Source organism: Streptomyces endocoffeicus, from assembly GCF_016741935.1.
GTDB lineage: Bacteria > Actinomycetota > Actinomycetes > Streptomycetales > Streptomycetaceae > Streptomyces > Streptomyces endocoffeicus.
Genome location: NZ_JAERRG010000003.1, coordinates 474461 through 489548, shown reverse-complemented (window position 1 = coordinate 489548; position 15088 = coordinate 474461). Strand labels below are relative to the sequence as shown.

At 72.1% G+C, this 15088-nt stretch carries 13 protein-coding genes and 1 riboswitch; of the genes, 8 read left to right on the top strand and 5 right to left on the bottom strand.

Annotated elements, in window-relative coordinates:
* The first annotated feature begins 107 nt into the window (after positions 1 to 107).
* The 6 genes from JK364_RS12330 to metE all read left to right on the top strand — a co-directional run bounded on the left by JK364_RS12330 (position 108) and on the right by metE (position 8509).
* A complete protein-coding gene (locus JK364_RS12330) occupies positions 108 to 419 on the top strand; it encodes a hypothetical protein (protein ID WP_201850601.1) in 312 nt (103 codons plus the stop codon).
* A gap of 31 nt (positions 420 to 450) precedes the next feature.
* A complete protein-coding gene (locus tag JK364_RS12325) occupies positions 451 to 1104 on the top strand; it encodes a hypothetical protein (protein ID WP_201850599.1) in 654 nt (217 codons plus the stop codon).
* A 207-nt stretch (positions 1105 to 1311) separates the two neighbouring features.
* Positions 1312 to 4350, top strand: coding sequence for an endo-alpha-N-acetylgalactosaminidase family protein (locus JK364_RS12320; protein WP_201850592.1), 3039 nt, complete (start codon positions 1312 to 1314; stop codon positions 4348 to 4350).
* Between the two features lie 173 nt (positions 4351 to 4523).
* Positions 4524 to 5432, top strand: coding sequence for a helix-turn-helix domain-containing protein (locus tag JK364_RS12315; protein ID WP_201850590.1), 909 nt, complete (start codon positions 4524 to 4526; stop codon positions 5430 to 5432).
* Positions 5433 to 5523: 91 nt separating this feature from the next.
* Positions 5524 to 5733, top strand: coding sequence for a hypothetical protein (locus JK364_RS12310; protein WP_201850588.1), 210 nt, complete (start codon positions 5524 to 5526; stop codon positions 5731 to 5733).
* A gap of 81 nt (positions 5734 to 5814) precedes the next feature.
* Positions 5815 to 6011: riboswitch (cobalamin riboswitch) on the top strand.
* Positions 6012 to 6190: 179 nt separating this feature from the next.
* The gene (metE, locus tag JK364_RS12305; protein WP_201850586.1) at positions 6191 to 8509 is read left to right on the top strand and encodes a 5-methyltetrahydropteroyltriglutamate--homocysteine S-methyltransferase; all 2319 of its coding nucleotides are present in this window, start codon (positions 6191 to 6193) and stop codon (positions 8507 to 8509) included.
* Here the strand turns inward: metE and JK364_RS12300 are convergent.
* Positions 8450 to 9367 (bottom strand): helix-turn-helix transcriptional regulator, encoded by a 918-nt coding sequence (locus JK364_RS12300; protein ID WP_201850584.1) that lies wholly within the window; start codon positions 9365 to 9367, stop codon positions 8450 to 8452. The two genes, metE and JK364_RS12300, sit on opposite strands and share 60 nt — an antisense overlap.
* Before the next feature lie 150 nt (positions 9368 to 9517).
* Here JK364_RS12300 and JK364_RS12295 point away from each other — a divergent pair, with 150 nt between their 5' ends.
* Positions 9518 to 10450, top strand: a complete 933-nt coding sequence (locus JK364_RS12295) for an SDR family NAD(P)-dependent oxidoreductase (protein WP_201850582.1) — start codon at positions 9518 to 9520, stop codon at positions 10448 to 10450.
* Between the two features lie 24 nt (positions 10451 to 10474).
* On the opposite strand, the gene JK364_RS12290 is transcribed toward JK364_RS12295, so the two are convergent.
* The 3 genes from JK364_RS12290 to JK364_RS12280 are packed head-to-tail and all read right to left on the bottom strand — an operon-like array spanning position 10475 to position 13710.
* Positions 10475 to 11656: an epoxide hydrolase family protein gene (locus tag JK364_RS12290; RefSeq protein WP_307841239.1), complete on the bottom strand. Its 1182-nt coding sequence runs from the start codon at positions 11654 to 11656 to the stop codon at positions 10475 to 10477.
* A gap of 59 nt (positions 11657 to 11715) precedes the next feature.
* A complete protein-coding gene (locus JK364_RS12285) occupies positions 11716 to 12615 on the bottom strand; it encodes an AraC family transcriptional regulator (RefSeq protein WP_201850581.1) in 900 nt (299 codons plus the stop codon).
* A gap of 30 nt (positions 12616 to 12645) precedes the next feature.
* On the bottom strand, positions 12646 to 13710 hold the full coding sequence (locus JK364_RS12280) for an alkene reductase (protein ID WP_201850579.1): 1065 nt from the start codon (positions 13708 to 13710) through the stop codon (positions 12646 to 12648).
* 134 nt (positions 13711 to 13844) lie between these two features.
* On the opposite strand from JK364_RS12280, the gene JK364_RS12275 reads away from it, so the two are divergent.
* Positions 13845 to 14351, top strand: coding sequence for a MarR family winged helix-turn-helix transcriptional regulator (locus JK364_RS12275; protein ID WP_201850577.1), 507 nt, complete (start codon positions 13845 to 13847; stop codon positions 14349 to 14351).
* 175 nt (positions 14352 to 14526) lie between these two features.
* Here JK364_RS12275 and JK364_RS12270 read toward each other — a convergent pair whose 3' ends face one another.
* On the bottom strand, positions 14527 to 14967 hold the full coding sequence (locus tag JK364_RS12270; RefSeq protein WP_037961940.1) for an Lrp/AsnC family transcriptional regulator: 441 nt from the start codon (positions 14965 to 14967) through the stop codon (positions 14527 to 14529).
* Positions 14968 to 15088: the final 121 nt, after the last annotated feature.

Sequence of the window (15088 nt, the reverse complement as noted above, 5' to 3'; positions counted from 1 at the left end):
CTGATGTGCCCCCGACCAGAGTCGCATTCCCGCCTCGTCCTTGGTCGAAGGCGGTTCGAGCCGCCGGGCTGATGTGCCTGCCGCACCGCGCGGACAGACTCGTTCACGTGCCGAGACAACCGAACACCAAACGGAGAAGCGCGATGCGCAGGGGTGGCTATACGGCCCTTGAGGCGGTCGGGATGGTGATCGCGGCCCTGGCCGCCCAAGGGGTGATCCGCGGTTTGCTCAACCCGGGCTCCGAGCCGCTGTGGGGCATCGTCAACGGGGTCCCCGGCGGCCTCACCGGCCAGATGATCCTCCTCGGATCCATCGCGCTCGTCGCGATGGTGCTCGGTGGCTGGGCACACACTCGCAAGGAACCGACCACCGAGCGGACCGGTCATTCCGGGGGGATCAGCGGCCGAGGAACGGTCTGACGGCATCCGGGACGATCCCAGGAGTAGAGACATGATCAAGGAGTGGCGGCATCGTCGGGCCGTGCAGCGGGTCAAGCCCGGGGACGGGCGAGCGTTGAAGCGTTTCCGCTGGTGGCAGATGCTCACCCGCGCACTGTTCTATCTTCGGCTGAGGAACGACGACGGCCGGCAGACGGTCTACGCCGTCGACATCAAGCATCAGAACACGTCGGACGGCTACGCCAAGGCCCATCTGTACCTCGATGGCAGGCATCACGCCGAGTCCAGAGTCCCTGCCGTCTTCCCCGTCCAGGGCGGCACCGTCGAAGTAAGGGCGAGCGGCTTCGGACTCAAGCGCTGCCACTACGTCAGCGCCGAGGGGGCCGAGTTCCAGCTCGTCCCGGACCCCCGCTCCGCCGAGGGGCGCCGCGCGCGCCTCGACCGATCGCACCCCGCACTGAGCCGCTTTATCGGCTTCCTCTCGGTGCTCGTGCTCGTCATCGGCCTGGTTCTCCTGATCCTTCAGCTCGCCGAACAGATCACCCGGGCGCCGGAGGGCGTCGCCCAGTACGTCGGGACCTTCACCTCGCCCATTGATCTGTCGGCATGGGGCAACACCGCGGTCGGGCTCGTCACGGTGGCGGCCAGCACCGAGCGGGCGCTGCGGCTGCGCTACAGCCGGCTGCTCGACGGCGCGGCGGGCTGATCCCGTTTCCTCGGACCGGTCGTGAGCGCTTGTCGTGATGGGCGCCACGGCCCGTTAGTCCAACACCCCCGCGCACTTGTCCATGGGCGGCCGCCCCGCCGCCGTCCCAAGGTGGAGCACTGTTCCCACCAGCGAGGGAGGAGCGGCGCGTTGACCCACACAGAGGAGGGGCGGCCGGGAGCATGGCGACCCGGTCGCAGAGCGGTCATGGTCACCACCACACTGGCCGGAATCGGAACGGCCATCAGCGCGGGCGGTGGCACCGCCCACGCCCGTGGCACCGAGCGCACATTGCGGTCGAAGCGGCTGGAGGTCCGGGTGGACCCGGAGTTCCCGCGCATCGTCGCGTACACCGACCGCGAGAGCGGCGCGGTGCTGTACGGGCAGCGGGAGCCGGTCCGTACGGTGCTCATCGACGGCGTCGAACACACCCCCCGCACCACCGCCGTCACCAGCGGCCCGGACCACATCAGTTACACCCTCGCCTTCGGCGCGGACGCCGAGATCGACATCCGCGTCCGGGTCAGCGAATGGCAGGTCGACTGGCGCGTCACCCGGATCGCCGACACCGACGCGCTGCGCGTGGGCACCCTGCGCATCCCCGGACTCGCGTTCCTCAGCGTCCGCGCCGACCAGCCGGGCGCCACCCTGCTGGCCGCGCGGATCGACCTCGACCAGGCCAAGAGCGGTGACACCGTGGTCCGGCCCACGGCCGGCACCCCCACCGACGGCGACCCCATCGGCTGCGCCTACGCCGTCGTCAGCACCGACCGGCTCGCCGCCGCCGTCGAGACCAACACGGTGTGGGACAAGCCCTCCTCCGCCGCGGGCACCACGTGGGAGAACGGACGGCTGTGGCGGCAGACGGTGCGCGAGGACGGGCAGATCACCGCCCGGCTCGGCTGCGGTGAGTGGACCCACCGGGCCGCCACCGCGCCCGTCGGCGCCACCGAGCCGCTGCCCTGGGCCACCGTGGTCCTCACCCGGGACCGCAACGGCGACGGCGTGGTCGACTGGCAGGACGCCGCCATCGCCTTCCGCGACATCATGGTCAATCCGCTCGGCGCCGACGAGCAGCATCTGCGGGTCGTCCCGCACATCCCGTTCAACTTCGCCAGCCAGGCCACCAACCCGTTCCTCGACACCCTCGACAACGTCAAGCGCATCGCGCTGGCCACCGATGGACTGCGGCAGTACACCCTGCTCAAGGGGTATCAGTCGGAGGGCCATGACTCCGCCCACCCCGACTACGCGGGCAACTACAACACCCGCGCCGGTGGCCTGGCCGACCTCAACACCCTGCTGCGCTCCGGACGCCGTTGGAACAGCGACTTCGCGGTGCACGTCAACGCCACCGAGTCCTATCCGGTGGCCAACGCCTTCTCCGAGACCCTGGTCGACAAAAACGACAAGCAGTGGGACTGGCTGGACCAGTCGTACCGCATCGACCCCCGCCGCGACCTGGTCTCCGGCGATATCGTCCGGCGTTTCCAGGACCTGCGGAACGACGCCGACCCGGCCCTCGCCGGTCTCTACATCGACGTCTTCCGCGAGTCCGGCTGGAACTCCGACCGGCTCCAGCGGGCCCTGCGCGAGCAGGGCTGGCGGGTGGCCACCGAATGGGGCCACGGGCTGGAGCGCTCCTCGCTGTGGTCGCACTGGGCCACCGAGACCGACTACGGCCCGGACAGCTCGCGCGGTATCAACTCCCGGCTCATCCGCTTCCTCCGCAACCACCAGAAGGACGTCTTCGCCGACAAGTGGCCCACCCTGCTCGGCATCCCCCGGATGGGCAACTTCGAGGGCTGGACCGGCAAGACCGACTGGACCGCCTTCTACCGGCTCATCTGGACCCACAGCCTGCCCGCCAAGTACCTCCAGGCGTACCCCATCCGCACCTGGGGCGACCACGAGATCACCTTCGAGGGGCCCGGCCGCACCTCCGTCAGCGACACCGGCGGCGTCCGCCGCATCACCACCGACGGGCGGCTGGTCTACGACGGCGGTGGCTATCTGCTGCCCTGGGAGCCGCGCGAGGCCACCGACCCCGCCAAGCTCTACCACTACAACCCGGCGGGTGGCACCACCCGTTGGCGGCTGCCGCGCGGCTGGTCGGGACGGCGGTCCGTGGTGCTGTACCGCCTCACCGACCAGGGGCGCGCCGAACCGGTCACCCTGCCGGTGCGCGACGGCCACATCAGCGTCACCGCCGATCCCGACGTCCCCTATGTGGTGCTGCGCTCCGCCGCCCCTGCCCAGGCGGCGCCCGGCTGGGGCGAGGGCACCCCGCTGTACGACCCCGGTTTCCACTCCGGTTCGCTGCGCGGCCGGCAGACCACCGGCCCGGCCACCGTGGAACGCAGTGCGCTGGGCGACTACGAACTGGTCATCGGCGAGGGCGCCGCCGCCACCGTCGGCCAGCGCGTCGGCCGGCTGGCCCCCGGCGGCTATGTGGCCTCCGTACAGGTGGAGGTGGGGGCGGAGGCCGGTGAGCGGCGGCGGGCCGCGCTGCGGGTGCACACCGCCGACGGCGTCACCGCGGAGAACTGGACCGAGACCTCGACCGCCGTCAACCACATGGCGGCCGACCGCAAACACGGCACCCGCTTCCAGCGGATGTTCACCTGGTTCACCGTCCCCGACGGCGGTGGCCCGGTCACCCTCACCCTCGACGTGGCGGCGGGCCGGGCCCGGGTCCGTTTCGACGGGCTGCGGGTCGTGCGGGCCCGGCGGACCACGAAGCCCGGCGCGCTGGTGTACGAGGACTTCGAGCGGGTGCCCCAGGGCTGGGGCCCGTTCGTCAAGGGCGACGCGGGCGGGGTGACCGACCCGCGGACGCATATCGCGCAGCGGCACGCCCCGTACACCCAGGCCGGTTGGAACGGCAAGGCGATCGACGATGTGCTCGAGGGCGGCCAGTCGCTGAAGTCGCGCGGCGAGAACCCGGGCCTAGTCTACCGTACGGTGCCGCACACCGCCCGCTTCCGCCCCGGGCGGCGCTACCGGGTGACCCTGACCTACGCCAACGAGGCGGCCGGTCAGTCCGCATGGGTCACGGCCGTGGACGAGCCCGGGGCGCGGGAGCTGGAGCGCACCCCGCTGCCCGCCGCCACCGGGCGGGCCACGCACGGCTACACCGTCACCGCGCCCGCGGACGGCGAGTTGTGGGTGGGGCTGCGGAAGACCGGCGACAGCGGCACCGCGGAGTTCACGCTCGACTCCTTCACCGTGGAGGAGTTGGACTGACACCGCGCGGGGAGCGGGACGGCGCGCGCCCACGTCCCGCTCCCCGCGGTCCCCACCTTCGGTTACGTGTCCCTCCACCCCGCCGCACGGTCCCCTCTCGCCCCCTGGCGAGCGGGCGGTCCGTGGACGAAGATCGGCGGGTGGGGGACGCAGCCGACCGGAGGGGACCGCGGATGTATCACACCTGGATGCGGTACTTCACGCCCAGCCCGGCCCATCACCGGCTCGGCCTGGTGTGTCTCGGTGTCGGCCTGCAGCACGGCGCCCTGCCCGTCGTCGGCCCGCGGGTCCTCGACCATCATGTGGCGGTGGTCATCAGCGCGGGCCGCGGCTGGTTCCGCGGCGCGGACGGCCGCCGCCGTACCGTCACCGCGCCCGCGCTGCTCTGGCTCACCCCCGGTGTCAGCCACCACTACGCCCCGGACCCGGACACCGGATGGGACGAGGCGTTCGTCGACTTCACCGGCCCGGCCACCGCCGCGTACGCCGATCTGGGCTATATCGACCCGGACCGTCCGGTGGTCGCGCTCACCGACACCGCCACCGCCCGTACGGCCATCGGCCGGATCGTCCGCGCCGCGCGCCAGGGCAATCCGTTCCTGGAGGTCGAGACGGCCGCCGCCGTCCATGAACTCCTCGTCGCCCTGCGCCGGGTGCGCGCCGGCGGCGGCTCGGACGGGCATCCGGTGCTCCAGGCGCTGGCCAGGGACGCCTTCCAGCCGCTGTCGGTGGCCGAGCACGCCGCCCGGCACGGGATGACACCGGCCGAACTGCGCACCGCGGTACGGCGCGGCGCGGGGTGCAGCCCCAAGGACTACCTCCTCGGGATCCGGCTGGGCCGGGCCAAGGAGCTCCTCGTCGGCACCGAACTGCCGGTGGCCGCCATCGCCCGCCGCGTCGGCTACGACGACCCCGCCTACTTCAGCAGGCTGTTCGCCCGCCGCGTGGGCACCGCACCGGTCCACTTCCGCGAGCAGCAGTGCCGCTCGGTCCCCGGCGGTTTCACCAACCGCGTCCCCGACCCGGCCCGCCCACCGACGATCCCGCCCTGCGCCCCGGCGGATGACGTGTTACCCCGTTAGAGGGACGTTGGGCCGCGATCCACACGACAAAGGGGCACCATGCATGCGAAGCCGGTCATTTCCGGCCGCTCATCCCCAGCAAGGAGTTCCCATGCGTATGCGGACCGCCCTGTCCACGCTCGCTCTCACCGCCGCGTCCCTCGCCGTCGGCGCGACCGGTGCCGTCGCGGAGGACGGCCCCGATGTCACCGTCAACAATGCCAGCAGCACGACCTTCCCCGGCGTATGCGCCAGCAACCAGTTCTCCTTCGTCACCGTCCCGGTCAACCTGGTGGGCCAGTCGGACTCCAGCTCGTGCTGACCCCCCGCGCCACGAGCCCGTGAGGGGCGGAACCCCCGGCCGACGCGGCCGGGGGTTTCCCATGCCGTAGGCTGGCCGGTGCAGCTGGTTCGCCCCGTCCGCCAGGCGGGACGCGTCGCAAGAGGGAACCCGGTGGAAATCCGGGACTGCCCCGCAGCGGTGAGCGGGAACGACCGCCGTCATACGCACTGGGTCCGGTGAGAGGGACCTGGGAAGCGACGGCCAGTAGGTGTCCTCCTGAGGAGGACGCGCCCGTGAGTCCGAAGACCTGCCATCTGCCCGCGTGCGGACCACCCGTGCGCGGACATCCCGGTGACCTCGAGGGCGGGTCGGCGAACATGCACCAGACGGACGACCGCGCGCCTGCCGCGCGAGATCGTGGCGTCCGGTCCGTCACCCTTCGCGCTCTCCTCCCGTCGCCGGGACCTCAGGGATTCATCTCGCGAAGGAGATCTCCGTGACCACCAAGTCCGCGGCCGCGGCGGCACGGGCCACCGTGTACGGCTACCCCCGCCAGGGCCCTGACCGGGAACTGAAGAAGGCGATCGAGGGTTACTGGAAGGGCCGCGTCACCGCCGGCGCGCTGAGGGCCACCGCAGCCGGGCTGCGCCGCGCCAACTGGCTCCAACTGACCGGCGCGGGCATCGACGAAGTCCCCACGGGCGACTTCTCGTACTACGACCATGTGCTGGACACCACCGTCATGGTCGGCGCCATCCCCGACCGCCACCGGGCCGCCGTCGCCGCCGACCCGCTCGACGGGTACTTCGCGATGGCGCGGGGCACTCAGGACGTGGCGCCGCTGGAGATGACCAAGTGGTTCGACACCAACTACCACTATCTGGTCCCCGAACTGGGTCCGGACACGGTGTTCGCTGCCGACTCCGCCAAGCAGGTCGCGGAGCTCAAGGAGGCCATCGCCCTCGGGCTGACCGCGCGGCCGGTCCTCGTCGGCCCCGTCACCTACCTCCTCCTCGCCAAGCCCGCGCCCGGCGCGCCCGCCGGCTTCGAGCCGCTCACCCTCCTGGACCGGCTGCTTCCGGTGTACGCCGAGGTCCTGGCCGATCTGCGGGCGGCCGGTGCCGAGTGGGCGCAGCTCGACGAGCCGGCCCTGGTCCAGGACCGCACCCCCGCCGAACGACACGCGGCCGGGCGCGCCTACCGTGACCTCGGCGCCCTCACCGACCGCCCGAAGCTGCTGGTCGCCTCGTACTTCGACCGCCTCGGCGAGGCGCTGCCGGTGCTGGCCAAGGCCCCGGTCGAGGGGCTGGCGCTGGACTTCACCGAGGCCGCCGCGGCGCAGCTGGACGCGCTGGCCGCCGTCGGCGGGCTGCCCCGCAAGCGGCTGGTCGCCGGGGTCGTCAACGGCCGCAACATCTGGGTCAACGACCTGGCGAAGTCCCTGGCCACGCTCGGCACCCTGCTGGGCCTGGCGGACCGGGTCGATGTGGCCGCCTCCTGCTCGCTGCTGCACGTCCCCCTCGACACGGCGGCCGAGCGGGACATCGAACCGCAGATCCTGCGCTGGCTGGCCTTCGCCCGGCAGAAGACAGCGGAGATCGTCACCCTCGCCAAGGGCCTGGCCCGCGGCACCGGTTCGATCAGCGCCGAGCTGGCCGCGAACCGGGCCGACCTCGCCTCCCGCGCGGGCTCCCCCATCACCCGCGACCCCGCCGTCCGCGCCCGCGCCGCCGCGGTCACCGGGGACGACGCCCGCCGCTCCCAGCCGTACGCCGGGCGCACCGCGGCGCAGCGCGCCCACCTCCGCCTGCCGCCGCTGCCGACCACCACCATCGGCTCCTTCCCGCAGACCGGCGAACTCCGCACCGCCCGCGCCGATCTGCGCCAGGGCCGGATCGACCCGGCCGGGTACGAGGAGCGCATCAGGGCCGAGATCCAGGAGGTGATCTCCTTCCAGGAGCAGACCGGCCTGGATGTGCTGGTGCACGGCGAGGCCGAGCGCAACGACATGGTCCAGTACTTCGCCGAGCGGCTCACCGGCTATCTGACCACCCAGCACGGCTGGGTCCAGTCCTACGGCACCCGTTACGTCCGCCCGCCGATCCTGGCCGGTGACATCTCGCGCCCCGAGCCGATGACGGTGCGCTGGACGGCGTACGCCCAGTCCCTCACCGACCGCCCGGTCAAGGGCATGCTCACCGGCCCGGTCACCATGCTCGCGTGGTCCTTCGTCCGCGACGACCAGCCCCGTGGCGACACCGCGCGCCAGGTCGCCCTCGCCCTGCGCGACGAGGTGAACGACCTGGAGGCGGCCGGGACCTCGGTCATCCAGGTGGACGAGCCCGCGCTGCGCGAGACCCTGCCCCTGCGCACCGCCGACCGGCCCGGCTATCTGGCCTGGGCGACCGGGGCCTTCCGGCTCACCACCGGCGGGGTACGCCCCGACACCCAGATCCACACCCATATGTGCTACGCCGAGTTCGGCGACATCGTCCAGGCGATCGACGACCTCGACGCCGATGTCATCAGTCTGGAGGCCGCCCGCTCCCATATGCAGGTGGCCCGCGAGCTCGCCGCCCACGGCTATCCGCGCGAGGCCGGGCCCGGGGTGTACGACATCCACTCCCCGCGGGTGCCCAGCGCGGAGGAGGCGGCCGAACTGCTGCGGACGGGCCTGAAGGCCATCCCCGCCGAGCGGCTGTGGGTCAACCCCGACTGCGGTCTGAAGACCCGCGGCTGGCCGGAGACCCGCGCTTCACTGGAGAACCTGGTCACCGCGGCCCGTACGGTCCGCGGTGAGCTGCCCGCGTCCTGACCCGGAAGAGCGGCCGGGACCGGTGACGCGCAGCAGGTCCAGCTTGCCCGCGTCGCCGCTTCCGGTCGCCGCCGTGTAGGTGACCATGCGCAGATCCGCGCCGGGGACGATGAGCACATCGCAGTCGAGCACGATGTCGCCGATCTCCGGATGCCGGATCGTCTTGCGGTCGGAGGTGTGCTGGGCGGCGGTCGTCCGGGCGGCCCAGTGACGGGCGAAGGCCTCGGACTCCGCCCGTAGTTCCCGCACCAGGCGGGCGAGCCGGGGGTCGGCGGGGTAGCGGGAGACGGCGTCCTTGAGGTCGGCCACGATCGAGGTTTCGAAGGTGTCGCGTCCGCGCTCGGGCCGGACGCGGAGCACCGGGTCGCGGGCGGCACCGGTGCCGAACAGGGCGCGGGCCAGGTTGCGTTCGGCGGCCGGGAGGACGGTGGGGTCGCCGTGCAGGGCGCTCCACATGGCGTTCCACCACACCAGGGTCCAGTCGGCGGTGAACACCCCGATCGGGACGTCGCCCAGGCGCGCCGCGAGCCGCTGGATGCCCGGGGGCACATGGTCGCTGACCGTCCCGTCCCGCGGTGGCAGCAGCCCGGCGCTCCGGTACAGCTGGTCGCGTTCGGCGCGGGACAGCTGGAGGGCGCGGGCGAGGGCGCCGACGACCTGGTCCGAGGGGTGCTTCGCGCGTCCCTGCTCCAGACGCAGGATGTAGTCGACGGAGAGCCCGGCCAGCTCGGCGAGCTCCTCGCGGCGCAGCCCCGGCGCGCGGCGGCTCGCCTTCGGGGTGAAGCCGGCGTCGGCCGGGGCGAGGCGGTCGCGCCAGGCGCGCAGGAGCGCGGCGAAGTCGGAGCGGGAGGAAGCCATGGGGCCATTCTCGCCGCGCGGCGCCGGATGAGCCTGGGTACTGCCGGTCCTAGTGACGGGGACGGCACTGGTCGGCGTCGACGGGGGCGGCGAACGTGGAGCCGCCGCGCCCGGACCGGGCGCCATCGGCCGACCATGAAGGAGCCTTCCATGTCTGTTTCGGAGCACACCATCGTGATGACGGGCGCGAGCCGCGGGATCGGGCGCGTCGCCGCGGAAAACATCGTGCGCCGGTCGCCCGACGCGCACCTCCTCGTCGTGGCCCGCGCGTCCTCCGGCGCCCGGCTCGCCGAGGAGCTCGCCACGGGCGGGCGTACGGTCTCGTACGTCCCGGCGGACCTCGGCTCGCTCCAGAGCGTCCGCTCCGCCGCCACCGAGATCCATGACCGGCTGGAGCGCGGTGATCTGCCACCGCTGCGCGGCTTCGTGGGCAACGCGGGGATGCAGTACACCAACGCGCTGACCGAATCCCCCGACGGGTACGAGGCCACCTTCGCCATCAACGTACTGGCCAACCATCTCTTCGTCCGGGTGCTCCAGGACCGCTTCACCGCGCCCGCCCGGGTCGTGATCACCGTCAGCGACACCCATTTCGGGGACTTCAGGCACAACCTGGGCATGGTGCCCGGCCCGGTCTGGAACTCTCCCGATGTCCTCGCCCGTCCGGGCGCCTTCGCCAAGCCGGCCGGCACGGCGGGCGGGCGCACCGCGTACTCGACGAGCAAGCTGGCCGCCATCCACCTCGTGCACGAGTACGCGCGGAGGCTTCCGGCCGGGATCGACGTCATCGCGTACAACCCCGGTTTCGTCCCCGGCACCGGTCTCGCCCGCAATGCCGGTCCGCTCTCCCGCTTCGCCATGCGGCGGGTCCTGCCGGTGATGGTCCTCACGCCGTTCGCCACCGGCCGCGGCGCCGCGGGCCGCTACCTCGCCGATGTCGTGCTGGGCACGACCCCGGCACCGACCGGCTCCTACGTCGACCGCGCCCGGGTGGCGCGGTCGTCGGAGGAGTCCTACGACCCGCGGCGCGAGCGCGAACTGTGGGACGCCGTCGAGCGGTTCACCGTGACGCACGCGGTCTGAGAGCGGCTTGGCGCACCCCTTCCGTCACCGCACACCGCGGAAGGCGTCCCGCACCTCCCGCACCAGCGTCTCGGGCTGCTCCAGTCCGGGGAAGTGGCCGCCCAGCTCCATCTCGTGCCAGGACCGCAGATCCGTATAGCGCCGCCCGGCCCAGCGTTCGGCCGTGGGCCAGGGCTCGGCCGGGAACAGGGTGCACGCGGTCGGCACGGTCACCGGCAGGGCGTTCTCCTCCTCGGCGCCGCGCGGTGTCCAGCGCAGCGCCTCCCAGTACCAGCGGGCGCTGGACGCCCCCGTCCCGGTGAGCCAGTACAGGGCGATGCCTTCGGCCTGCCGGTCAAGGCTCACTCCCCCGCCCGCCTCGGCCCGGGTGTCGGCGTAGGCGGCGAACTTCTCGCCGAGCCAGGCGGCCAGTCCGGCGGGCGAGTCGACCAGGGCGTAGCCGAGGGTCTGCGGCCGGGTGCCCATCTGGATGCCGAATCCATAGCCGTCGGCCAGGTGCAGATCACGCCGTTCGATCATCCGCGCCTCCGCCGGGGTGGCGGTGTCGCGGTCTCGCGGAAGCGGTGAGGCCACCGGCATCGTCAGGTGCAGGCCGGCCACCCGCGAGGGGAAGCGCCGGGCCAGCTCGGTGCTGATGAACGCGCCCCAGTCGCCACCGTGTGCGCCGAAGCGGTCATAGCCCAGCCGGCTCATCAGCGTCGCCCAGGCGTCGGCGGTCCGCGCGGGGTTCCAACCGGTCCGCGCGGGACGGCCGCTGAAGCCGAAGCCGGGCAGTGACGGAACGACGACGTCGAAGGCGTCGGCCCGGTCGCCACCATGCGCGACCGGATCGGTGAGCGGGCCGATGACCTGCTCGAACTCCAGGATCGACCCGGGCCAGCCATGCGTCAGCAGCAGGGGCATCGCCCCGGGCTCCGGGGACCGGACGTGCCAGAAGGCCAGCTCCAGGCCGTCGATGACCGTACGGAAGTGGCCGATGGCGTTCCACGCCTTCTCGCGTGCCCGCCAGTCCAGCTCGCGCAGCGCCGCGAGGAGCGCCCGCATATGGTCCAGCGGCACACCTTGGGACGCGTCCGCCACGGTCTCCGATTCGGGCAGCCGGACCCGCTCCAGCCGCAGGCGCAGATCGTCGAGGTCGGCGTCGGGAACGGAGATGGCGAAGGGTTCGATGTCGGGCGTCACTCCGCCCGGTGAGGAAGTTGGCACGCCATGAACGCTAGAAGCGCCCCGGGGCCACGGGAATGCGCGCGATTGCCGTCCAGCGATCAGCGATTGCGATAGGCCGACGGCCGTACGCCCGTATGCCGCAGGAACGCCGTGGACAGTGAGCCGGGGCTGCCGAATCCGCACCGCGTGGCCACTTGGGCGACGGACAGCCCACCCGCCCGGAGCAGCCGCTGCGCCTCCTCGATCCGCAGCCGGGTGAGATAGCGGTGGGGTGTCTCGCCCGTGGCGTCCTTGAAGGCCCGGATGAAGTGATACACGCTGAAGCCGGCCTCGGCCGCCAGGTCCGCCACCGTCAGGGGGCCGCCCAGCCGGTCCCGCATCATCGCCACGGCCTTGTGCGTCCAGGGCCCGGCGGCGCCCGACCGGTCCAGCTTCGGCGGCCGGACGCCGCGGCTGAGCACATGCACGGCGAGGAACGTCGCCGCGGACTCCGCGTACAGATCGTCGGCTTCGCCGGCCGCGCCCAACGACCGCATGGTGTGCTCGACGAGCGGATCCCCCGAGGCCACCGCGGCGGCCATCCGCTCGTAGTCGACGCGCTCCCCGCCCAATTGCTCGACCGTACGGGCGACGGTGACGCGTGGAATGTGCACCTGGAGGGTCCGCATGGGGACCACGGACCGATAGCGGCGTACCGACGCCACGCCCGGAACCGCCATATCGAGCTGCCCCGGTGTCCAATGCCGCTGCCGCCGGCGCCCACCGGTACAGGTCTCCATGGCCGCGTCGCCCGCGACGGTCAGGACGAGGTGCAGATCCTCGGTGGCGGGCAACGCCATCCGCTCGACCCGCGCGGTGTGATCGAACCGCTGCAGCAGCAACGACCGCCAGCCGAGCCCGTCCCAGCTGCTGAACGTCCGCTCGACATAGGGGTTCGCGTCGAATCCGGTATACGGCTCGAGGTCGAAATCAGGAGCGTCACACACCACATCGAGCATAGCCACGAACGTGGCCAGGAGGGCCGGCCCTCAGGCGGTCAGGTACGGGTAGTCGAGGTACCCCTTGTCGGTGCCGCCGTAGTAGGTCGTCTCGTCCGGTGTGTTGTACGGTCCGCCCGCTCGCAGCCGGGCCGGAAGGTCGGGGTTGGCGAGGAAGAGCGCCCCGAAGGACAGCAGGTCGGCCGTACCGTCCTCGATGAGCGCCAACTCCTCCGCACCGGTGAACCCGTCCGTCGCGGGGTTGAGGACGAGGGTTCCCGAGAACTCCTTGCGGAGGATGCCGGTCAGATCGCGGGAGTCCTCGACGATGTGCAGATAGGCGGGGCCGGTCTCGTTCAGGCGGCGGACCAGCTGGACGTACGTGGCCTCGATGTCGGGCTCCTCGATGCCGTTGTAGCGAATCCCCGGCGAGATCCGTATCCCGGTGCGCCGCGCTCCGATGGCCGCCGACACGGCCGCGACCACCTCGGCCGCGAACCGGATCCGGCCCTCGATCGAGCCACCCCATTCATCGGTGCGCAGATTGGAGCTGGGGGCGAGGAACTGGTGGATCAAGTAGCCGTAGGCGGCGTGCAGTTCGACCCCGTCGAACCCCGCCTCGACGGCGTTGCGTGCCGCCTGGGCGAAATCCGCGATCGTCTCCCGCACCTCCTGGGAGCTCAGCTCGCGTGGGGTGGTGAAGTCCTTCATCCCGTCGGCGGTGAACAGCCGGCCGGGTGCGGCGACGGCCGAGGGAGCGACCTGTACCAGTCCCTCCGGCAGCAGACCGGGGTCGCCGACCCTGCCGACGTGCGAGATCTGGGCGAAGACCACCCCGCCCTCGGCGTGCACCGCGTCGGTGACGCGGCGCCAGGCGGCGATCTGCCCGGCGCTGTGCAGCCCCGGGGTGTGGGGGAAGCCCTGGCCGACCACGGACGGCTGCGACCCCTCCGTGATGATCAGCCCGGCCGTGGCCCGCTGTGCGTAGTACGTGGCCATGGAGCCGGTGGCCGTATTGCCGGGCCCGAAGGCGCGGGCACGCCCCATGGCGGGCATGACCAGGCGGTTGCGGAGCCGCAGCCCGGCAAGGTCGATCGGATCGAAGGGTGTGGACACAACGGCTCCCGGGGTCGATGGGGCATAACGGTCGGCAACGAGATCATTGGCCGACCAACGATCTCAACGGCGAAGCCACCATAGCCCATTCGTTGGGTGGCCAATGATTGGCCGGCCACGATAGCCTTGCCACCATGACCACAGAGCTCCCTGGCGCGGCGGAGGCCGATCACATCGGCGCGGCGGAGGACGGATACGGCGGCCACGTCAGTCAGACCCTGGCGCGGGTGTCCCGCCTGCACCGCCTCGCCGGGGGCAGGCTGCTGCGCCCGACCGGCCTCTGCTCCGGCCAGGAATTCCTGATGATGACCCTGTGGGACGCGGGGTCGGTCCGGCAGTCGGAGCTGGCGAGGGCGCTCGACCTGGACCCGTCGACGGTGACCCTGATGCTGCGGCGGCTGGAACAGGGCGGGCATGTCACCCGCGCCCGCGATCCGCGGGACCGGCGCGTCATGCTCGTCCGGGCCTCGGAGGCGAGCTACGCCCTGCGACCCAAGGTCGCGGAGGCCTGGGCGCGGCTGGAGGAGCACATCCTGGACGGGCTCGACGACGGCGAGCGCGAGGCCTTCGCGAGGATCCTCATGAAGGTCGAGAAGAACCTCGCCGCGGAAGAGGGCGAAGAGGGCCTGGAGCGCCCCTAGGGGGTGCCCGGCGGATCTTGGCGCCTGCGGCGGGCTGCTCCCCTCCCCGCCCCTTCCCACAACTGGGGCTCCGCCCCAGACCCCGGGGGTCCAGGAGCGGAGCCCCTGCCACGCGGCGGAGCCGCATATCGACGCTGCGGGAAGGAGCGGGGAGGGGAAAGATCCGCAGGAGAGGTCAGGCGTGGCGTGTCCACGAGCCCAGCACCATCAGCGTCTTGGTGCCGGTGACCAGGCCGACGCGCCGCAGACCGTCGATGACCTGCTGCAGATGCTCGATGTCCCGCACCCGGACGTGCACCAGGGCGTCGGGGTCGCCGGCGATGGTGAAGACGGCCTGCACCTCGGGAACCGTGTAGCAGGTGCGGACGATCTCCCCGACCGGGGTCGTACCGGTGTAGGACAACTCCACGAAAGCCTCGATGCCCCAGCCCAGCTTGGTGTGGTCGATCTGCACCGTGAAGCCCTTGATCACCCCGGTGTCCTTGAGCCGGTCCACCCGGCGCTTGACCGCGGCCACCGACAATCCCACCTCCGGCGCCATCTCGGAGAAGGTGCGCCGCCCGTCCTCGCGCAGCATGCGCAGCAACTGCCGGTCCACATCGTCGAACTCGGGCATCGGCCCTCCGCTCCGCGCCACGCGCACCCGCGCAACCCGCCACAGCGCGCGCAAACTCTTTTAGTCGATCTCGCGAATTTCCTCGGCAGTTTGCGTCTTTACCTAGATCGGCCGCAAGTTA